The organism is Rhodococcus artemisiae, from assembly GCF_036327795.1.
Taxonomy (GTDB): Bacteria; Actinomycetota; Actinomycetes; order Mycobacteriales; family Mycobacteriaceae; genus Rhodococcus; species Rhodococcus artemisiae.
Map to the genome: position 1 here is coordinate 25,254 of NZ_JAUTXY010000003.1, position 20,194 is coordinate 45,447.

General features: G+C 66.5%; 17 protein-coding genes. 10 read left to right on the forward strand and 7 right to left on the reverse strand.

Going from position 1 to position 20,194, the window contains the following annotated elements:
- Nucleotides 1-44: 44 nt before the first annotated feature.
- Nucleotides 45-1,241, reverse strand: coding sequence for a serine/threonine-protein kinase (locus Q7514_RS07685; RefSeq protein ID WP_330132673.1), 1,197 nt, complete (start codon nucleotides 1,239-1,241; stop codon nucleotides 45-47).
- Nucleotides 1,242-1,440: 199 nt separating this feature from the next.
- Between Q7514_RS07685 and Q7514_RS07690 the strand changes: the two genes are divergently transcribed.
- Both Q7514_RS07690 and Q7514_RS07695 read left to right on the forward strand, forming a co-directional pair.
- Nucleotides 1,441-2,247: a hypothetical protein gene (locus Q7514_RS07690; protein ID WP_330133075.1), complete on the forward strand. Its 807-nt coding sequence runs from the start codon at nucleotides 1,441-1,443 to the stop codon at nucleotides 2,245-2,247.
- Nucleotides 2,244-3,818, forward strand: coding sequence for a DNA polymerase Y family protein (locus Q7514_RS07695; RefSeq protein WP_330132674.1), 1,575 nt, complete (start codon nucleotides 2,244-2,246; stop codon nucleotides 3,816-3,818). Before Q7514_RS07690 ends, Q7514_RS07695 begins: the two co-directional genes overlap by 4 nt.
- A gap of 17 nt (nucleotides 3,819-3,835) precedes the next feature.
- On the opposite strand, the gene Q7514_RS07700 is transcribed toward Q7514_RS07695, so the two are convergent.
- Nucleotides 3,836-4,312: a DoxX family protein gene (locus tag Q7514_RS07700; RefSeq protein WP_330132675.1), complete on the reverse strand. Its 477-nt coding sequence runs from the start codon at nucleotides 4,310-4,312 to the stop codon at nucleotides 3,836-3,838.
- Between the two features lie 172 nt (nucleotides 4,313-4,484).
- Here Q7514_RS07700 and Q7514_RS07705 point away from each other — a divergent pair, with 172 nt between their 5' ends.
- The 3 genes from Q7514_RS07705 to Q7514_RS07715 are packed head-to-tail and all read left to right on the forward strand — an operon-like array spanning nucleotide 4,485 to nucleotide 6,761.
- Nucleotides 4,485-5,246, forward strand: coding sequence for an alpha/beta fold hydrolase (locus Q7514_RS07705; RefSeq protein ID WP_330132676.1), 762 nt, complete (start codon nucleotides 4,485-4,487; stop codon nucleotides 5,244-5,246).
- 29 nt (nucleotides 5,247-5,275) lie between these two features.
- Nucleotides 5,276-5,803, forward strand: a complete 528-nt coding sequence (locus Q7514_RS07710; protein ID WP_330132677.1) for a hypothetical protein — start codon at nucleotides 5,276-5,278, stop codon at nucleotides 5,801-5,803.
- Nucleotides 5,804-5,855: 52 nt separating this feature from the next.
- Entirely contained in the window at nucleotides 5,856-6,761 is a 906-nt protein-coding gene (locus Q7514_RS07715) for a sucrase ferredoxin (RefSeq protein WP_330132678.1), read from the forward strand.
- A gap of 16 nt (nucleotides 6,762-6,777) precedes the next feature.
- On the opposite strand, the gene Q7514_RS07720 is transcribed toward Q7514_RS07715, so the two are convergent.
- Entirely contained in the window at nucleotides 6,778-7,488 is a 711-nt protein-coding gene (locus tag Q7514_RS07720) for a TetR/AcrR family transcriptional regulator (RefSeq protein ID WP_330132679.1), read from the reverse strand.
- A gap of 81 nt (nucleotides 7,489-7,569) precedes the next feature.
- Here Q7514_RS07720 and Q7514_RS07725 point away from each other — a divergent pair, with 81 nt between their 5' ends.
- On the forward strand, nucleotides 7,570-8,757 hold the full coding sequence (locus Q7514_RS07725) for an FAD-dependent monooxygenase (protein WP_330132680.1): 1,188 nt from the start codon (nucleotides 7,570-7,572) through the stop codon (nucleotides 8,755-8,757).
- 24 nt (nucleotides 8,758-8,781) lie between these two features.
- On the opposite strand, the gene Q7514_RS07730 is transcribed toward Q7514_RS07725, so the two are convergent.
- The 3 genes from Q7514_RS07730 to Q7514_RS07740 form a co-directional block, all read right to left on the reverse strand.
- A complete protein-coding gene (locus tag Q7514_RS07730) occupies nucleotides 8,782-10,905 on the reverse strand; it encodes an MMPL family transporter (protein ID WP_330132681.1) in 2,124 nt (707 codons plus the stop codon).
- A 285-nt stretch (nucleotides 10,906-11,190) separates the two neighbouring features.
- On the reverse strand, nucleotides 11,191-12,768 hold the full coding sequence (locus Q7514_RS07735) for a multicopper oxidase family protein (protein WP_330132682.1): 1,578 nt from the start codon (nucleotides 12,766-12,768) through the stop codon (nucleotides 11,191-11,193).
- Between the two features lie 99 nt (nucleotides 12,769-12,867).
- The gene (locus tag Q7514_RS07740) at nucleotides 12,868-14,100 is read right to left on the reverse strand and encodes an HNH endonuclease signature motif containing protein (protein WP_330132683.1); all 1,233 of its coding nucleotides are present in this window, start codon (nucleotides 14,098-14,100) and stop codon (nucleotides 12,868-12,870) included.
- A gap of 109 nt (nucleotides 14,101-14,209) precedes the next feature.
- On the opposite strand from Q7514_RS07740, the gene Q7514_RS07745 reads away from it, so the two are divergent.
- Complete coding sequence (locus Q7514_RS07745) at nucleotides 14,210-15,118, forward strand: D-isomer specific 2-hydroxyacid dehydrogenase family protein (protein WP_330132684.1); 909 nt, start codon at nucleotides 14,210-14,212, stop codon at nucleotides 15,116-15,118.
- A 25-nt stretch (nucleotides 15,119-15,143) separates the two neighbouring features.
- Here the strand turns inward: Q7514_RS07745 and Q7514_RS07750 are convergent, their stop codons facing one another.
- Nucleotides 15,144-15,482 carry a DUF6191 domain-containing protein gene (locus tag Q7514_RS07750; RefSeq protein ID WP_330132685.1) on the reverse strand — a complete coding sequence of 113 codons (339 nt, stop codon included), beginning with the start codon at nucleotides 15,480-15,482 and terminating at the stop codon, nucleotides 15,144-15,146.
- A gap of 188 nt (nucleotides 15,483-15,670) precedes the next feature.
- Here Q7514_RS07750 and Q7514_RS07755 point away from each other — a divergent pair, with 188 nt between their 5' ends.
- From Q7514_RS07755 to Q7514_RS07765, 3 genes are read left to right on the forward strand one after another with little or no spacing between them, the layout of a single operon-like run.
- A complete protein-coding gene (locus Q7514_RS07755; protein WP_330132686.1) occupies nucleotides 15,671-18,922 on the forward strand; it encodes an error-prone DNA polymerase in 3,252 nt (1,083 codons plus the stop codon).
- Nucleotides 18,923-18,933: 11 nt separating this feature from the next.
- Complete coding sequence (locus Q7514_RS07760) at nucleotides 18,934-19,815, forward strand: DUF4349 domain-containing protein (protein ID WP_330132687.1); 882 nt, start codon at nucleotides 18,934-18,936, stop codon at nucleotides 19,813-19,815.
- Nucleotides 19,808-20,116, forward strand: a complete 309-nt coding sequence (locus Q7514_RS07765) for a rhodanese-like domain-containing protein (RefSeq protein ID WP_330132688.1) — start codon at nucleotides 19,808-19,810, stop codon at nucleotides 20,114-20,116. The genes Q7514_RS07760 and Q7514_RS07765 overlap by 8 nt, the downstream gene beginning before the upstream one ends.
- Nucleotides 20,117-20,194 lie beyond the last annotated feature (78 nt).

Here is a 20,194-nt window from a genome sequence, read left to right on the forward strand (position 1 = left end):
GTGTGACCGAAGAGTGGCACACGGCACCGACACGATGCCGGGAATCAGGCCACGAGGAACGCGATGACGAGCGCGACGACGAACGCGACCAGGATGACCGCAGCCATCACCGCCATCGCCATCGGTGCATACGCGAGGACCTTCTCCTGCGTCGATTCCGGGAGGTCACCCTTGGGAGTCAGGCGGTCGAGGGCGCCGGCCACCCACGACGTGGGCGAACCGGTGTTTCCGGTCCGCGGTGTCGCGGGCATGGTCAGGGGCTGGTCCATGAACGAACTGCGGGGGCGTGTCTGGTCGTCCACCGGAGTCGACCGTTGCGCCCAGGACGGAACAGTGCCGTCCTGGGACACGATCGGCCGGCCGCGGAGCATGGCCGGGTTTCCTCCGGGGCCGAGCACCACCTCGGCGAGGCGATTGCGTGCCTCGATCATCGTCGGCCGACGTGCCGGGTCGGGTTCGAGCATGGTGAGCAGGGTGTCGGTGAGGAGCCCGGTTCTGGTGGGCGGGATGATCTCGCCGCGGGCAACACGGTGCAGGAGCGCGATCGAGTCCGCTTCGTAGCCGAACGGTGGCTGTCCCTCGATCGCGGTGTAGAGGGTGGCGCCGAGGGAGAACACGTCGCTGGCTTCGGTGGGATCGCTGCCCCGGGCGACCTCGGGAGCGAAATATGCGGGGGTGCCGATGATCACGCTGGACGGATCGTTGTCGCCCTTGGCACGGGCGATGCCGAAGTCGCTGATCTTCACGACGCCTGCGTCGTTGCCGCGTTCGGCGATGAGGATGTTGCCGGGCTTGACATCGCGATGCACGATGCCGGTCGCGTGAGCGGCGGTGAGCGCGTCGGCGACGTCGGCGCCGATCTGCGCGACCACATACGGCGGCAGGGCGTCGATCGCGTTCATGACCTGAGCGAGGCTGCGGGACGGTAGGTGCTCCATGACCAGCCACGGTTCGCCGTAGTGGAGCGCGACGTCGTACATGGAGATCGCGTGCTCGTGGGTGAGCTGAGCAGCGACCCGGCCTTCGCGGAGAGCGCGTCGGCGGATCTCCTCGGCGGCGGCAGGGTCGAGGTCTGCGGTGGAGATCACCTGCTTGACGGCCACGCTCCGTCCGAGTCGGTTGTCGTGGGCGAGCCATACGGCGCCCATACCTCCGCCACCGAGCTTGGAATCGAGTCGATAACGCCCGGCCACCAGGTGATCCGGACCGACGACCCTTCCCTCTCGTTCCCGTTCTGCCACCTCACGAGGGTAATCGATCCGGGCGGATACCTCGGCAGGTCGACGGATCGAGGTGTGGGTGATCACTTGACGCAGGTGCCGGTATCGGGTCTACTGGAGGGGTTCGAAAATACGTTCGAATTCAATTCGGGCTGGGCCACGTCTTCCCCGTGGTCGGCAGGTCGTGAGCGAATGCGACAGGCGGATGACAGGGGTGCATGTGGGTGAAGTGGCCGAATTTCCGATCGGTGAAGATGCGGTCGACGGCAGTGGAGAGCAGAGTCGAGCGGAGCGGATCGAGGCGTTGAGACGTCGGATCTCCGCGGTTCCGACAAAAGGGGAAGCCTCCGCGCCCACTCCGGCGCACAGTCCGGTCGAGCGGTTGCTTCCGGTGCCGGAACCCCTCACCGAACTACTTCCGAGAGGAGGGCTGGTCCGCGGCACCGTGGTGTCGGTATCGGGGTCGGCATCGTTATTGCTGGGCATGGTAGCGGCGGTGACCGCGGCGGGTGGGCACGCCGCCGTCATCGGCCAGCGAAGGCTCGGGTTGCTCGCGGCGGCGGAGATGGGGGCCCGGCTGAGCCGGGTTGCGGTGATCCCCGACCCGGGATCCGACCCTGTGGAGGTTGCGGCGGTACTGCTGGACGGGCTGGACCTGGTGGTACTCGGTTTGGGAGGAATGTCGGTTCCGCCGGCTCGGGCCCGCGTGGTCGCTGCTCGTGTGCGGAGCAAGGGGGCGGTTCTGGTGGTCACCGACGGGCACTGGAACGGCGCGCAGGTACGTCTCGAGGCGCAGGTGAGCGGTTACGAGGGGTTGACCGGGCCCGGCCGTGCGCGGCTGTGCGGTACCAGACTGTCGGTGCGGGCCCTTGGACGCGCGGCCGTTCCTCGGACCGCGCGCATCGATGTCTGTGCCGAACCCGGCGGTGTGCGGTGGGCATCCGGTGAGCGACGGCGAGCGGACGCCGTATCGAACATTGCTGTTTCGAGCACCGATGCTGCCTCGAACCTCGAGGTGGCTCGGTGACCCGAGATGACCGGTCGACGTCGCGTGTCGTGGCGGTGTGGTGCCCGGACTGGCCCGCGGTGGCCGCGGCTGCGGCAGCGGACCTTCCCGCCACCATACCGATTGCCGTGGTGTCCGCGAATCGGGTGGTCGCATGTTCGGCGTCCGCCCGGGCAGCCGGTGTCGTACGCGGCTCGGTGCGTCGCGAAGCTCAAGGGAGATGCCCCGAACTTCATGTGGCGCAGAATGATCCGGATCGGGATGCGCGACTCTTCGAACCCGTGGTCGCGGCGATCGATGAGGCCGCCCCCGGCGTCGAGGTGTTGCGTCCGGGCCTCGTGGTTCTCGCGGCGCGCGGCGTCGTGCGATGGTTCGGGTCAGAGGAGGCCGCCGCCGAACGTCTCGTCGACGAGGTCGCGTCCGTCGGTGTGGAATGTCAGGTGGGTGTCGCCGACGAACTGTCCACCGCGGTGCTCGCCGCGCGTCGGGCCGCGTTGGTGCCGAGCGGAGCCGGCCCCGAGTTCCTCGCTCCGCTGCCGATATCACAGTTGTCGGTGGAGTCGGCGCTGGCCGCTCCGGAGCGAGCCGACGTTGTGGATCTGCTTCGTAGGCTCGGGGTGCGCACGATCGGTGCCTTTGCGGCGCTGTCCGTTTCCGATGTGGCATCGAGGTTCGGTGCCGATGCGGTGGCGGCGCACCGGAGTGCACGCGGGCTACCCGAACGCCCGCCGTCGGGGCGTGCGGTTCCCCCCGATCTCACCGTGGCACACCCGTGCGACCCTCCGGTCGAGCGAGTGGACACGGCGGCGTTCATCGGCCGGATGCTTGCCGAACTGTTGCATACCCGCCTCGGCGCGGCCGGAGTGGCGTGCACACGGTTGCTCGTCTCTGCCCGCACCGACAACGGGGAGGAACTGGCTCGGACGTGGCGCTGTGCCGAACCGCTGACCCCCGAGGGGACCGCCGACAGAGTGCGTTGGCAACTCGACGGCTGGCTCACCGGGCGCAGCGCCGACCGTCCCACCGCCGGGGTCACCATGCTGCGTCTCGAGCCCGTGGAGGTGGTGAACTCCGGTGCCTTGCAGTTGGGTCTGTGGGGCGGCGTCGGCGACGAGGACGAACGGGCACGACGGGCGCTGGTCCGGGTGCAGGGTCTGCTCGGGGGTGACGCGGTCAGAGTGGGAGTGCTCAGCGGTGGGCGCGGACCCGCCGAACGGATCACGCTCGTACCGGTGGGGGAGGAGGCGGTGCCGCGGTCGGACCCGGATGCGCCCTGGCCGGGACGACTACCGCCACCGGCTCCGGCCATGGTGCTGCACGTGCCACCGCCGATTGCGGTGGACGACGACGTGGGTGAGGAAGTGACAATCACCGAGCGGGGCCTGCTCAGCGGTCGGCCGACGCAGCTGCGATGGGGAAGTCGCAGCTGGCAGGTGACCGGATGGGCGGGACCCTGGCCGGTGGACGAATACTGGTGGGATTCCGAAGTCGCCCGCGACATCGCGCGACTACAGGTGCTGCTCGACGGAGGGCGGGCCCTGCTGATCGTCCACGGAGCCGATGGTTGGCGGGTTGAGGGTGTCTACGACTGATCAGGGGCGGTGACTGATCAGGGGCGGTGACTGATCAGGGGCGGTGACAGATCAGGAGCGGTGTGGTCGGCGGACTCCCCGCCACCTCGGCCGGGCTGCCGGGTGAGGACCTTGCCGAGTGCCGCTCGGCCCGGGCCGACGAAGACCAGTAGAAGCAGTGCCCAGCAGAGCAGGACGGACGAGTCGCCGTCGTTCTGAATGGGCAGGAATCCGTCGGGCTGATGTTTCCAGAAGTACGCCACCGCCATGGTGCCCGATCCGATGAACGCCGCGATCCGCGTGCCGACTCCGGTGATGATCAGAACTCCCACGACCAGTTCGATGATTCCCGACCACCACGACGGCCACGCGCCGAACGATGCCGTCTGGCCGCTGAAGGGCTCGACCGGCCACGCGAACAGGGTGGACGTTCCGTGGCACATGAACAGAAAGCCCACCACGATGCGGAAAGCGGCCACGGCCCAGGGAGTGTAGTGTTCGAGTCTTGTTGTCATCGGATCCCATCCGTTGGTCGACAGCGACCCACCCCCAGGGGACGAAGTCTTCATCGAGTGAGGTCGAAAGTCACAGCAGGCGCTGCGGTAGCGCAGCTTAGGCTAAGTTAACTTTCGGCGCCACACCTTCCTTACGGCGGCCGGTATCACCTGGCGACTAGGCTGGTTCGCCGTGGAAACTTCTGCGTTCACGGCGACGCCGAACGGTGTCGCGATCGCCTACCGGGATTCGGCACCTCACGGAGACGGCGGGGGCGTTCCGGTTGTACTGGTGCACGGTATGGGCGGTGACGGGCGCACATGGGCCAGGTTTGCGCGGCGGCTCACTGCCGCCGGCCGCAGGGTCGTCGCAGTCGATCTGCGCGGGCACGGCCGCAGCGCCCGCGCGTCGTCGTACCGGTTCTCGGAGTTCGCCGCCGATGTCGCGGGGCTGTGTGAACACCTTGGTTTCGACACGGTGGACCTGGTGGGTCACTCCCTCGGTGGACACACCGGGTCGCTGGTGGCGCAGCAGCGGCCCGGATTGGTGAGACGGCTTGTCCTGGAGGAGACGCCGCTACCGTTGCGTGAGGGGGATCCGGTTCCCGAGATTCCTGCGCACCGGCCCACTCCAGCGGAACTGTGGCACGCCGCGACCAGTATGGTGCTCAACCCGCGGGCGGTGTTCTCGTTCGACCGATCGATGACCGAGGCAGTGGTATCCGAGTTCCACACCCCGAATCCGGTGTGGTGGCAGCAACTTCCGTCGCTGGAGTGTCCGACGATGCTGCTGCGCGGGGTGCGCCGCGGAAGCATGGTCGATCCGCGACTGCTCACCGTCGCGCTGTCGCTGCTTCCGGACGGTGCGGTGCGGGAGATTCCGTGCGGACACAGCATTCATCGCGATCGGTCGGAGGAATTCGCGGCAGCGGTGATGCCCTTCCTCGCCGACTGAGCTTGTCGAACCTGGCCTACGATCGGGGCATGGCCTTGTCCTCGCCCGACCGGAAGCTTCTCGCTACATCCGCACTGTTCGTCGTCTCGCAGGCGAACATCGCCCGCGTCCTCGGTTCCACCGCGCTGACCGTCGGGATGGTTCAGACGACGTTCTCGGCGTCGAAGTACCGGAAGATCCTCGACAATCTCGGACCCGGTGAGATTACCCGTTACCGAGAGCACTACTACTGGGACATGTTCCACCCGCTGACCTTCGCGGTGGCGTTGCGGGCCGGTGCGCGCGCACTCGACCACCATCGGTCGCTGTCGCCGGGTGTGCGCAGAATCCTGCTCACCGCACCCGTGATCGCCGCGGCGGGCGACTACGCGGAGAACGTCGCCGGCCTGTACCTGCTCGACCACCGCGACAAGATCACCGACGACACGGTGCGCGCCGCATCCACGATCAGCGTCACCAAGTGGACGCTCGCAGTCGGCTGCCTCGCCTATCTGTCCCAGGGCTTCCTCAGAGTCTGGACACAGGCGGGGGTCAGGCGACTGCGGCGCAACCGCTGACACCGTCGCCGCCCGACTTTCTTCGGATGTGCAGGCGGGACACAATAACGACGTGACCACCGCTGCCCCCACCTGCTCTGCCCTGTCCGCCGTCGACGAACCGCTGCCCGGCACCACCGCGACAGCTCCCGGCTACGTATGTTTGGAGTTCCCGTCGGCGTGGGGCCGCGACGTACTCGACGGCACTGCGCTCGGTGCAGAGTTGTCGAGTGAGCTCTCGGCCCGCGCGGATGCGGCCGGGGTACGGATCATGTTCATCCGACGTCCGGGCCGCGACGTCCCGCGTCCGTCGAAGACCGTGCTCCTCGCTCGCACCGAACCTGGTAACGCGTGGTGCGAACGTCTCGAGGTCACCGATCCGGCGGAGCTGCTCGATATCGTGCCGCGCGTGGTCGCCGGACCTTCTCCGGGGCTGGGGGAGGCGGTGTCGGGCCCGACTGTGCTCGTCTGTGCGCACGGCAAGCGCGACCAGTGCTGTGCCGTCCTCGGGCGCCCGATTGCGGCGGCGCTACAGGCGGAATTCACCCTCGGAAGCACCGAGACCCATGTTTCGGACTCGGTATGGGAGTGCTCTCACACCGGAGGGCACCGATTCGCCCCGTCGATGATCGTGCTACCCACCGGATATTCGTACGGTCGCCTCGACGCCACTCAGAGCGCCGAGGCGGTGCGCGCGGCGGCACGCGGTGAGGTCTATGTGCCCGGCGCGCGTGGCCGCAGCACGTGGGGAGCGGCGGGTCAGGTTGCCGAACTCGCGGTCCGTGACATTGTCGGAGACCACTCGATGGATGCCTTCACCGTCGACGAGACCGGAGCGGAGCCGCTGGTACGACACCGCGACGGTCGGGCCTGGAGGGTCGATGTCGAGACCCGGGAGCTCGCCGCGCGACCCGCGAGTTGCGGGGCCACGCCCAAACCCGTGCGTCCGGTGATCGCCACGAAAGTAACTGCCCTGTAACGCTATCGAGAGCGGGTCACTCTGCGGTCAGTGTCGCGACGCCGTCGAGGATCCGGTCGAGACCGAACGAGAATGCATCGTCGCGCCGCGCCCCATCGACGCGATCCGCGAACGCCGCCGCCGTCTCGGGAAACCGGTCGCTGTGGGTGGCGAGTATGGGTCCGAGAAGTTCGGCGAGTTCGGCCTCGGGTCGATCGCTACCTGATTTCTGCTGTGCGCTTCCACGTACGTGGAAGGTGAGCATGGCGAGGACGTCGAGGCGTTGAGACCCGTCCAGCGGTGTTTCCCGCAGCGCCAGGAGTCCTTCCTCGAACCAGGCGAGTTCGTGTGGACCGGGTATGCGCGTGCCGACGGTGATGTCGAGCGACCACGGATGGGCGCTCATACGTCGGTGCAGCTCGATCGCCCACCCGCGCAGTCTGTCACGCCATGGGCCGGATCGAAGTGCGGGCGGGTTGCCGAGGGCGTGGTCGAGGGCGAGTGCGACGAGTTCGGTCTTGCCCGGTACGTACCGGTACAGGCTCATCTTCGCGACGCCGAGTACGTCGGCGACCCGCTGCATCGTGACGGCATCGATGCCGTCGGTGTCGGCGGTCGCGGCTGCGGCGGAGACGATCTCGTCGCGGGTCAGGCGGGGTTTCGGGCCGCGTTTGGTGCGCGGAGGGTCGGGCCAGAGGGCCTCCGTCAGGGACGGCGCACTCCCTGGCTCGGGCGCTGCCTCGGACATGGTTCCTCCCGTCGAGCCTTGAAACTGCGTCTACCGTACGCTACTTTTAAAAGCGTCTAATGGACGCAATTAAGGGGTGTCATGTCTTCACGCAAGGTACTGATCTCGGGAGCGAGCATCGCCGGACCGGCGCTGGCACTGTTGCTCGGACGCAACGGATACGAGGTCACCGTTGTCGAACGGGCGCCGGCCGTGCGGCCCGGCGGGCAGGCGGTCGACTTCAAGGGGCGCACCCATCGCCGGGTACTCGAGCGGATGGGCGTCATGGACGCAGTGCGGGCCGCGCAGACGCCGAAGACCGACATCCGGTTGGTCGATGCCGACGGGCGCATCAAGGCGGTGATGCCCGGCGAGTTCATCGGCGGCGACGTCGAGATCCTTCGCGGCGACCTCGCCTCACTGCTCCACGAGCACGCCGCACAGCAGGCCGGATTTGTCCTCGACGACGAGATCGTCGCATTGACCGAGCACGCTGGCGGGGTCGCGGTCTCGTTTGCGCACGGCCGCGACGACCGTTTCGACCTGGTCGTCGGCGCCGACGGAATCCACTCCGCCGTTCGAGCCCTGGCTTTCGGACCGGAGACCGACCACCTGCGCCGGCTCGGTTATCACTACGCCGTCGTCAACGGAGACATGTCGACGGACGATCTCGTCACCCTGCTGCCTGACGGACGCGCCGTCGGATACGGCTACAACGAACCCAGCAGGTTCGCGACGCTCGGCGGACCGAAAGCCTCGCAGATGTTCGTCTTCCGCACCGATCCGGACGTGCCGGGCTACGACCGGGGCGACGTGCGCACGCAGAAGGAGTTCCTTGCCCGACACTTCCGGGGTGCCGGCTGGCGGGTACCTGCCATGCTCGACGCCGCCTTCGCCGCAGACGACTTCTATCTCGACGAACTGGCCCGCAGCACGATGACCTCGTTCACTCGTAGCCGTGTCGCGCTCGTCGGCGACTCCGGGTACGCCAACACGCTCGGCGGATTCGGAACCGGACTCGCGATGGTCGGTGCCTACGTCCTGGCCGGTGAACTCGTCGCTGCGCGCGGCGACCACGTGGCGGCATTCGCCGGGTACGACGAGCGGATGCGGTCACTGACCACGGTCGCGCGTCGCGGTGGTGCCGGCCCGTTCCTGGCCCCGCCCTCCCGGCTGCGGATTCGCCTACGCGATCTCACCTTCGCCAACCGGACGCTCTTTCACACCATGATGCGCGTGACCGATCTGTTCGCCACCGACGAGAGCGTGCCCGACTACCCGCTGCAGTGACGGGTCGCCTGCAGTGACGGGTGGTCAGTGACCGAGCCCGACCTTCTCGTGGATCCTCTTCATCCACTGCGGAGCCCACCAGTTTGCTTCGCCCATCAGTTTGATCAGCGACGGCACCAACAGCATGCGCACGACGGTCGCATCGATGACCAGGGCGATGATCATGCCGACACCGAGGAATCGCATGATCGACAAACCTGAGATGGTGAACGCGCCTGTCACCACGATCAGCAGCAAGGCCGCGGACGTGACCACACGTCCGGTGCGCGCGATGCCGTACTCGACCGCTTCTTCCGTCGTCGCTCCCGCCGCGCGCGCTTCGACCATGCGCGACATCAGGAACACCTCGTAATCGGTGGACAGACCGAACACCACGGCGAGTATCAGCACGACGAATGTCGGTTCCAGTTCGTTGGGCACCACACCGATCAGTGAGGCCCCGTGCCCGAGTTGGAACACCCAGGTGAGCACCCCGAAGGTCGCGGCGAGACTCAGGCCTGCCATCAGCACCGCCTTGATCGGCAGCACCACCGACCCGAATGCGAGGAACAGCAGGATCAGGGTCGAGACAACCATGATCAGGACCATCCACGGCAGTGCATCGGAGACTGCCGTATTGGCGTCGTCGACGAGTGCCCGGCCGCCGCCGACGAGCAGTTCCGTGCCGTCCGGGACGGGGATCGTCCGCAGTTCGTCGGTTATCTCACCGGCCCGGTCGGTACCGTCCACACCCTGCGCGTAGACGGCCTGCACCACGGCAACGTCGTCCTGCTGTCCGACAGTGACGACCTGTGAGATCCCGTCGATGCCGGCGACCTCACGCGACACTGCACGGATGGCATCGGAGTCGGTGGTCTGTCCGCCTTCGTCGCGCAGCACGAGCGTCGGGCCGTTGCCCGTGCTCGGGAATTCATCGAGAAGCGTCTGGGTCGCTGCGCGCGCGGCACTGTTCTCGGGCAACGCGGTGTACTCGACTTCGCCGAACTGGGCCTGGAAGACCGGGGTGGCGAGGAACAACAGGCCCGCGGTGATGGCGATCGCGATGACGGCGGGTCGCTTCATGACCTTGCGTACGACACCGCCCCAGAACTTGCGTGCCCGAGCCTCGCTGCGCGTCGAGGCTTCGCGGTCCCAGGTCCACGCGTTGATGCGGTGCCCGAGGAGCGCCAACACGGCCGGCACCGCCGTCAGCGACAGGACGGCCGCACTGAACACCGAGGCCATCGCTCCGAGACCGAGCGACCGGAGCACCGCCTGCGGGAACACGAGCATGCCGGCGAACGCGCAGATGAGCAGAGCCGCCGAGAACATCACGGTGCGGCCCGCGGTCAGCATCGTTCGTTTCGTCGCGGCGGCAGGGTCCGATCCGGATGCGAGTTCCTCGCGGTATCGGCTGACGATGAACAGGCCGTAGTCGATCGCCAGACCCAGACCGATCAGCGACGTGATGTTGAGCGCGTACGACGACACCTCGGTGACCGTCGACAGCAGACGCAGCGTCGCGAGAGAAGAGAAGATGGCGAGCACCCCGACGAAGACGGGGACGGCCGCAGCCACGACACCGCCGAAGATGAAGACGAGCAGGATGAGCGTGATCGGAATCGCGATCGCCTCGGCCTTGACGAGATCCCTCTCGAGAGTGTGGGTGAAGTCGATGGAAACGACGGTGTTGCCCGCGAACTGCGACTCGACCCCCGGTACCTCGAGTTTGTCGAGGGCCGACCGGAAGTCTGCCGACGTCACGCCCGAGTTCGTGCCGAGCGTGATGGTTGCCGCCACGCTTTGCCCGTCTGTCGAGAGCAACAGCTGATCCGTCGGTGGAGGTGCCGTCCAGTAGGTCGTGATGGCCTCGGACGGGTACTGCTCGTCGAACGCGGCGAGTGTCTGCTCGATGTCGGGCCGGATGTCGTCGACGTTGCTGCCCTCGGGCGCGGTGTACATCGCGATGATGTCGGCTGTCTGCGACCCGAATGTGTCGTAGATGATCTGCTGGGCCTGCATGGCTTCGCTGTCGGCGACGTAGTAGCCGGCGCTGGACAGCTTGCCGAAGACGCCGATGCCCCATGCTCCTGCAACGAGAACGACGAGCAGGACGAGGGCGAGGACCCACCGGCTTCTCGTCACGACGATCTCGGCCCAACGATTCATTCGTACTCCCGGTCTGCTCGATGTTGCCGAACGGCAACTGTAATCGCGAGCAGGACCCGGGTGATCCTCGGTGGGGCGGGAAGCGGGGCCGGCGGGACGAAAGGTGGACCGACGCGCCGGATGCCTCACGGCACGGGGCGCAACGTGGTTCCAGCCGGACGGTATTCCACGAAGGCAATTCATATTGGCTCCGGGGCGTACGCGACGCGCCGATCCGAATGGGTCAACGCGGTCGCACGAGGATCTATTCCGTGCGCCGAGTCGTGCGACGAGGCGCACACCCGACTACCCGGTGTGGCCCTCTCCGCTGTGGCCGTCGCCGCTGTGGGCCGAGTGGACGGACAGGACGCCCACCTGATCGACTTCCTCGGCACCGACGACCACGAACTGACCCATCATGCCGTCGTCCTCGTGACGGAGCAGATGACAGTGGTACATGTACGGAACGTTGGGGTCGGTGTGGTCATCGAATCGCATGAGCAGTCGCACCGTGGCGCCGGGCGGTACGTAGACGGTGTCCTTCCGGCCGGTCAGCGTCGGATGGTCGGTAGGCATACCGGTCGCCTCGACGACCTGGAACTGCACGTCGTGGACGTGGAAGTTGTGGACCACCCCGCTGATGTTGGTGACTTCCCACAGTTCGGTGGTGCCGGCGACGACGACCTCGTCGATCCGATTCATGTCCATCGCGCGGTTGTTGATCTCGGTCGAGCTCGTGAGGTCGAAAGTGCGAGTGACGGTCGGTTCGCCGAGATCCTCCAGCGTCGCCAGCCGTGCCGGGACCGGTTCGTTCGATTCGAGAGTGTCGGCGGCCCGGAGTTCGAGAACGTCGACGCTGTCGTCGCCGCCCGAGAATCGGGTCTGCCAGAAATCGGCGCGCAGATCGGGAGGGGTGCTGCGGAGCACATTCCGGGTTCCTGCCGGCGCCTCGACCACGATCTCCGCTCGTTCGCCGGGCGAGAGCTGGAGGCTGCGGAGCGCGACGGGGGATTCCAGCAGCCCGCCGTCGGTACCGATCAGATCGAACGGCAGACCGGTGTCGAACGAGAAGTTGTAGATTCGTGCGTTCGACGCGTTGAGCAGGCGCAGCCGGACGCGTTCGGTGGTCACGTCCAGGAACGCGCCGGGAGTGCCGTTGACGAGAATCTCGTCGCCGAGGATCCCGACGTTGGCGAAAATCGCGCCGTCCTCGTCGAGCTGTGTGCCGTCGAACTTCTTGTCCTGCACAATGACCGGGACGTCGTCGACTCCGTACTCGTCGGGGAGTTCGGGGTCGTCCCGCTCATCGAGTAGGAACAGTCCCGCGAGCCCACGGTATACGTGCGATGCGGTGGAGCCGTGAAGGTGCGGGTGGTACCAGAGCGTGGCGGCGGGCTGGTCGATCGTCCACTGCGGAGACCATGTGGCGCCGGGTTCGACGCTCTGGTGAGGACCACCGTCCATCGCGGCGGGAAGGTGCATCCCGTGCCAGTGCAGCGTGCTCGTCTCGCCGACCTCGTTTCTCACATTCACCCGGACGTTCTCGCCGCGTGTTGCCCGCAGAGTCGGGCCGAGATAGTCGCCGTTCACACCCCAGGTCTGCGTATCGGGCCCGTGTCCGAGGTCGCTGGTGCCCCGTTGCATCGTCAGGTCGAACACCCTGGTTCCGTCTTCGGCGACCGTGCTCTCGGCGAGTGGTGGAATCTGCAACGACCGGTCGAATGTCACCTGGCCCGTCGTGTCGATCGCGGTTGTGTTCCAGAAGTAGAGTCCGGCGCCTGCCACGCCGAGAATCAGCGTCGCGCCGATGGCGAACACGGTCGCCACGATCCGCCCGAGTAATTTCACATGTTCGATCCTGGTCGTCGGCCAGTGTGTACACATCAGGTGTGGAACCTGATTTCCGGATGGGGGAGAACCACTACAGCGTTACCAGGGCACACGGGTGCCCTGGTAACGCTGACTGTGTTCTCTCTACGTGGGTCAGGAGACCAGATCCGGCCTGTTCCCGGGTATCGGCGTACTGAACAAGTCGACGCTCGCGGGCGGAATGAACTGCGGCCGAAGATGTTCGGTCAACTCGACTTCCCAGTCGGTGTGATGCATCAACCGATGATGATGTCCGCACAACATCACGAGGTTGTCGAGGTCGGTGTCACCGCCGTCGACCCAATGCCGCACATGATGCGCGTCTGCCCACGCTGGTGGTGTCGAACAGTAGGGGAACGCGCATCCGCCGTCCCGCACAGTCAACGCTCGACGTTGCGCCGTCGTCGCAGTCCGGTACGTCCGCCCGTGCGCCAGCGGCACGCCGTGTTCGTCGAGCAGGATCCTGGTGACCTGGCAATCACACGCGAGCATCCGCGCGGCATCGAGCGACAGCGGCCCGGCCCACGACTCGGTCGCGTACCCCTCCTCGGGGCTGTTCGCGAAGAGTTCTTTGATCGCGGTGTTCTCGGTCAGATCTGTGATCGACGCGGTGACCGTCACATGCGGTTTCACACCGCCTTCGACGGGGACGAGACCGGCGGCTTCGACGCACTGCAGAAGCTGATCGAAGGCGTCGGCGTTGCGCCGCGAGGCCGGCCGATCGTCTTTGACACCACCCACCTCGGGCCTCGGTGCCGCCAGCGGGGAAAGCAGATGCCGCAGGCGTGCGCCGGTGACGGCGTCGAATTCTCCTTTGATCGCCACTCGCCCGTGCAGAGTGGTGGAGACGAACAGTTCGTTGCGGGTGGTGTCTTCACCGGGTGGTGGTCCGTCGTCGGTGCTGTAGAGGTGTTCGAGTCGGCGGATCAGGGCTCGGACGGTGGTTTTGGTGGCGACCTTCTCGCTGGCGTGGTCGATGAGGATGGTGCGGGCTTTGTCGAAGTCGCAGGGGTTCATGGTGCGGGGGTAGTGCTGGCAGAAGTAGGCGATCCGGCGGGCTTTGTCCGCGTCGAGCAGGCCGGATGAATAGGCTGTGCGGACTTCCGGTTCGAGCCGCAGCAGGCGGGCGAGTGTCTCGATGCGGTGGCATTGACCGATTTCGAGGTTGGTTGCGGCGGCGAGCCAGTGTGCGGGGCTGCGGTAGCCGCGGTCTGTGACGGTGTCGCGTTCGAACATCGCGATCATCAGGTCTACCCGTTGTACCTGGAGGGTGTGGATCTCGGCGGAGACGGCGAGTGTCTCGGCCATGAGTTGTGTGTCGTTGAGTTTCCAGAGTTCCCCACCCATGATCAGATATTATCGAACAGAATTGCGAATAACAAGAGAAGCCGAACATTTATTCGACTTCTTTCGAGGTTGCCGCTCACGTGGGTCAGCAAGCCACTAATCTCGATCCATGCGCATTCATCTCGGACCCGGGCACGACGACCATCTCGCTACTGCGATCGTCGAGGGCGGGGGGACACTCGCCGAACTCGACGACGCGGATGCCCTCGTGTGGGACGGCGGTCCCGACGATTTCCCGAAAGACCTGCCCGACCACATCCGTTGGGTACAGCTCACCTACGCGGGTATCGAGCCGTTCTTCCGGGCGAGGCTCATCGACGACCGGCGCATCTGGGCGAATGCCTCTGGTGTGTATGCCGACAATGTCGCCGAATATGCAGTCGCGGGTCTGCTCGTGGGACTGCGCCAGTTCCACTCGTCACTGGCCGCAACGACCTGGCAGAAGGACGAGATCGACCCGCGGGTGCGGACACTCCACGGATCGACCGTGGCGATCGTCGGATGCGGTGGGATCGGCCGGGCCATGATCCCGCGGCTGCACGCTCTCGGTGTGGAAGTGGTGGCCGTCAACCGCTCAGGCCGTCCGGTCGACGGAGCGAAGAGCACGTTGCCGTCGACTCGCACCGCCGAAGTGTGGTCCATGGCCGATCATTTCGTGATCGCGGCTCCCGCAACCGGAGAAACCGATCGTCTTGTCGACGCCGCAGTGCTCGAAGCGATGCCGGACACCGCATGGCTCGTCAACGTCGCTCGCGGCAATCTTGTCGACACGGACGCGCTCGTCGATGCGATGCGGGCGGGGAAGGTCGCCGGTGCGGTGCTCGATGTGACCGATCCGGAGCCCCTGCCCGATGGCCACCCGCTGTGGGATCTCGACAATGTGGTGATCACCCCGCACATCGCCAACACCCGGAGTCACCTCACCGCGAACTTCGCGCCGACGCTGCGAGAGAACGTGCGCCGATTCATTGCGGGCGAAGAGTTGCTCGCTCGGGTCGAGCCGAACGCCGGGTACTGACCCTGTGCCGAATCCTGCGCCACGATCATGAATTGTGGCGCAGGATTGCGGTCCCCTTCTCGAGGTCTACATCGAGTGGGGGAGCTGCCGTGGAATGGTCGATCCGGGAGATCTGCTGTCGCTGTTGTTCTTCGACGACGTGCCGGTACGACGGCGACATCAGCGATTGCATCTCACCGAACACTCCCGCGCTCGCGCCGGAGGGGCGGTTGCGTTTACGCCAATAGACCCAGCCGCGTCGTTCGGCGAACAGGCCGAGACGGTCGATCGCGAACACGAGCAGCAGCACGGCGACGATTCCCACGGCGGTGTACACGAGGCGCTCCTTCGGTGGCGGTCCGCTGTCGACGATACGTGTGCCCATCGGGGTCGTCGTGAGATCGAGGCGTCGAATCAGTCGAGCAGGCCCGCCGTGCGCTGTTGCCCGTGGCGGCGGGGGAGATGATGCCGATCGGCCACCGGCATGAGGTTTTCTGCCGTTCATCAGAGCACCGCTCCCCGTTTTTCGAACGTATGTACGATGGTGTGTAGCGTGCGACGTCGGAGGTGGACATGGGATGGGACAACGGTCCGCCGACCTGGTCGGAATTGGAACGCGTTCTGTCCGGTCGGCCGGCCCCGGAACATCCCGGTGACGGCAACGATGCTCCCGCCTGGTCGCGCACCCGCCCCGACTACGAGGGGAAGGTGCAGTTGCCGCACGGCCCTGTGGTGCCGTACGCCGAACTGCACTCGCACTCGGCCTACAGCTTCCTCGACGGCGCCTCCACGCCCGAAGAACTCGTCGAGGAGGCCGTCCGGCTCGGACTCGACGCACTCGCACTCACCGACCACGACGGTCTCTACGGTGTGGTGCGGTTCGCAGAGGCCGCACGTGAACTCGACATGCGTACTGTCTTCGGAGCCGAACTGAGCCTCGACGACGCGCACCTGCTCGTCCTCGCCCGCGGTGGGGAAGGCTATCGCCGCCTGTCGCGACAGATCGCCGCCGCGCACCTGGCCGGAGGCGAGAAGAACAAACCCCGCTACGATTACGACGCCCTCACCGCTGCTGCCGGGGGGCACTGGCAGATCCTCACCGGATGCCGCAGGGGACATGTACGTCAGGCCCTCGACGCGGACGGGCCCGACGGCGCCGACCGCGCACTGCGCGATCTCGTCGACCGATTCGGAACCGAGCGCGTCACCGTCGAACTCACCTGGCACGGCCTACCCGACGACCACGAACGCAACACCGTTCTCGCGGAACTCGCCGGGCGATACGGACTCTCGTGCGTGGCGAGCACGGCTGCGCATTTCGCCGCCCCGAACCGGCGACGGCTCGCGATGGCCATGGCTGCAATCTCCGACCGGCAGAGTCTCGACGCCGCCGCAGGCAGACTGCCTCCGGTCGGTGGCGGCCACCTGCGATCGGGTGCGGAGATGGCACGCCTGTCCGAGGCGTTTCCCGGCGTCGTGCAGGCCGCCGCGGACCTCGGCCGCGAATGCGCCTTCGACCTTCGCCTCATCGCACCGAAACTGCCGCCGTTCGACGTACCCGACGGACACACCGAGCAGACGTGGCTCAGTGAACTCACCTACGACGGGGCGCTGCGCCGATACGGACCACCGGAGCACTGTCGGGAGGCCTACCGGCAGATCGAACACGAACTCGCCATCATCGGACAGCTGGGCTTCCCCGGATACTTCCTCGTCGTCCACGACATTGTGCAGTTCTGCAAGAACAACGACATCCTTTGTCAAGGAAGAGGATCCGCGGCCAATTCCGCTGTGTGCTATGCGATCGGCATTACCAACGTCGATCCCGTCGGCAACGGTCTGTTGTTCGAGAGGTTCCTGTCGCCGGAGCGTGACGGGCCACCGGATATCGATCTCGACATCGAATCCGACCGCCGTGAAGAGGCCATCCAGCACGTCTACGGGAAATACGGACGCACCCACGCTGCGCAGGTGGCCAATGTCATCACCTACCGCGGTAAGTCCGCGGTGCGCGACATGGCGCGCGCACTCGGTTATGCGCAGGGGCAGCAGGACGCGTGGAGCAAGCAGGTCAGCCGCTGGGGCGGGGTGGGCCCCGGATCCGATACCGCGACCACTACCGATATCCCGGAACCGGTGCTCCGGCTCGCAGCTCAGATCGAGGGCCTGCCGCGACATCTCGGAATTCACTCGGGAGGGATGGTGATCTGCGACCGTCCCGTCGCCGATGTCGTCCCCATCGAATGGGCACGGATGGCCGGTCGCACCGTCCTGCAATGGGACAAGGACGACTGCGCCGCCGTCGGACTCGTCAAATTCGATCTGCTCGGCCTCGGCATGCTCTCCGCGCTGCACTACATGATCGATCTCGTCGCCGAACACGAAGACATCCACGTCGATCTCGCGCAGCTCGATCTGTCGGAGGAAGCCGTCTACGAGATGCTGCGCCGCGCGGATTCCGTCGGCGTGTTCCAGGTGGAGTCGCGCGCGCAGATGGCGACACTGCCACGGTTGAAACCGAGGCATTTCTACGATCTCGTCATCGAGGTGGCGCTGATCCGCCCGGGACCCATCCAGGGCGGATCCGTGCACCCGTACATCCGTCGGCGCAACGGCCTCGAGCCCGTCGTCTACGACCATCCGTGCCTCGAGCAGTCGCTCGAACGCACTCTCGGGATCCCGCTGTTCCAAGAGCAGTTGATGCAGATGGCCGTCGACGTCGCCGGATTCACCGCGGCGGAAGCCGACCAGCTGCGTCGCGCGATGGGATCGAAGAGATCCCCGGAGAAGATGGAACGTCTGCGCGGCCGGTTCTACCGGGGCATGCGCGAACTGCACGGCCTCACCGGTGGCGTCGCCGACCGCATCTACGAGAAGCTGTACGCCTTTGCGAATTTCGGTTTCCCCGAAAGTCATTCGCAGAGCTTCGCGTCGCTGGTGTTCTACTCTTCCTGGTTCAAACTGCATCATCCCGCGGCGTTCTGCGCGGGCCTGTTGCGTGCGCAACCGATGGGTTTCTACTCGCCGCAGTCGCTGGTGGCCGATGCCCGGCGACACGGTGTCGTGGTGCACGGACCGGACGTCAACGCGAGCCTCGCCCACGCCACCGTCGAGAATCGAGGTCAGGAGGTGCGCCTCGGGCTGGGGGAGGTGCGACACATCGGCGACGACCTCGCCGAACGCATCATCGAGGAACGACAGACACACGGTCCGTATCTCTCACTGCTCGACCTGACCGCCCGCATCGAACTTTCCACGCCTGCGGCCGAAGCCCTCGCGACGGCCGGTGCCCTGGCGGGTTTCGGTACCACCAGGAGAGAAGCGCTGTGGGCAGCCGGCCCGGCGTCGACGCAACGCGCGGGCCGACTACCGGGCATCGGCGCGTCCGCTTCGGCTCCCGCCCTGCCCGGTATGAGCGATGTCGAACTCGCCGCCGCCGACGTGTGGGCCACCGGAGTGTCACCGGACAGTTATCCGACGCAGTTCCTGCGCGGCCGGCTCGATGCACTGGGGGTGATCCCCGCGTCGCGTCTGCTGCAGATCCCGGATGGGACGCGGGTGCTCGTCGGTGGCGCGGTCACCCACCGGCAGCGTCCCGCAACCGCGGCCGGCGTCACCTTCCTCAACCTCGAGGACGAGACCGGCATGGTGAATGTGGTGTGCTCGGTGGGGCTGTGGGCGAGATACCGGACCCTCGCGCACACCGCGCCCGCGCTGCTGGTGCGCGGACGAGTCCAGAACGCGGACGGTGTCGTGACGGTGCTGGCAGACCGGCTGCAGCGGATGGATCTACGAACATCGGTGAAATCCCGCGACTTTCGATAGCATCGCGCCCCATGAGACGCCTGATGATGGTTGCGCTCCTCGCGCTGGTCGCGTTCGTCGCCGCTGCGTGCGGTGAAGGAGGTGGTGGCAGCGGCTCGGGACCCATGACGGATTCGGCACCCGCGATGTCCGAGTCCGCGCCGGCGCTCACCGACGGCGCCCGCTCCTCGTCGCCGGCCGGCGAGGCAGAACCGGACCGGAAGGAGGTTGTGACCGGGCGCATCATGCTCACCGCCGACGATCCTGTCGCGGCCGGTCGTGAGGTGGTCACCATCGTGGAGGGCGCCGACGGTCGCGTCGACTCGATCACCGAACGGCCCGAATCGAGCAGTGTGCTCACCGTCCGTGTCCCCGCCGACGGGCTCGACGCCGTGATCGATGATGTGCGGCAACTCGGCCGTGTCACGAGCCTGACCACGAGCCGTGACGACGTCACCCTGCAGTACACCGACCTCGAGGCCCGGGTCGGTGCGCTCCGCGCCTCGGTCGACCGGTTGCGCACGCTCATCGAGACGGCCGACAACACCGCCGACGTCATCGAAGCGGAGAATGCTCTGGCCGAGCGGCAGGCCGACCTCGACAGCCTCGAAGCCCAGCGTCGGCAACTGGCCGACATGGTCGACCTGTCGACGCTCACCGTCGACATCAGCACGCAGCAACGGCCGTCGGACAGCGACAGTTTCTGGGACGGCGTCGTCGAGGGGTGGAACAGTCTGTGGACGACCCTGGGGGCCGCGGTGGTCGCAGCGGGTGTCGCGCTACCGTGGTTGGCGTTCCTGATCGTGTGCGCCGGCATCCTCTACCTGGTGATCCGGTTGATCGCCCGATCGGGACGGTCTTCCGCCGGAAATCCCGGCGAAGCCACCGACGAGAGGACCGACAACGATGCGTGAGGTCGATCTGGCTGCACTGGAAACCGCACTCGCCGAGGGAGCGCCCGTCATCGATGTGCGCGAACTCGACGAATACGTCCAGGTGCGGGTTCCGGGCGTGACGCACATTCCGCTCAGCGAATTCGTCGCACGAGTCGAGGAGATTCCTGCAGCCGAGACCGTGTACATCATCTGCGCGGTGGGTGGACGCAGCCTGCAGGCCGCCGATTACCTGTCCGGGCGTGGCATCAACGCGGTCTCCGTTGCCGGTGGCACCGACGGATGGCAGCAGTCGGGCCGTCCCGTCGAGAGCGGCGCCTAGCACTCGCCCCTCGTCCGACAAACGGTACAGTCCGAACGAATGGCACACTGCGGCTGTTCAACGAGGCGAAGGATTCAT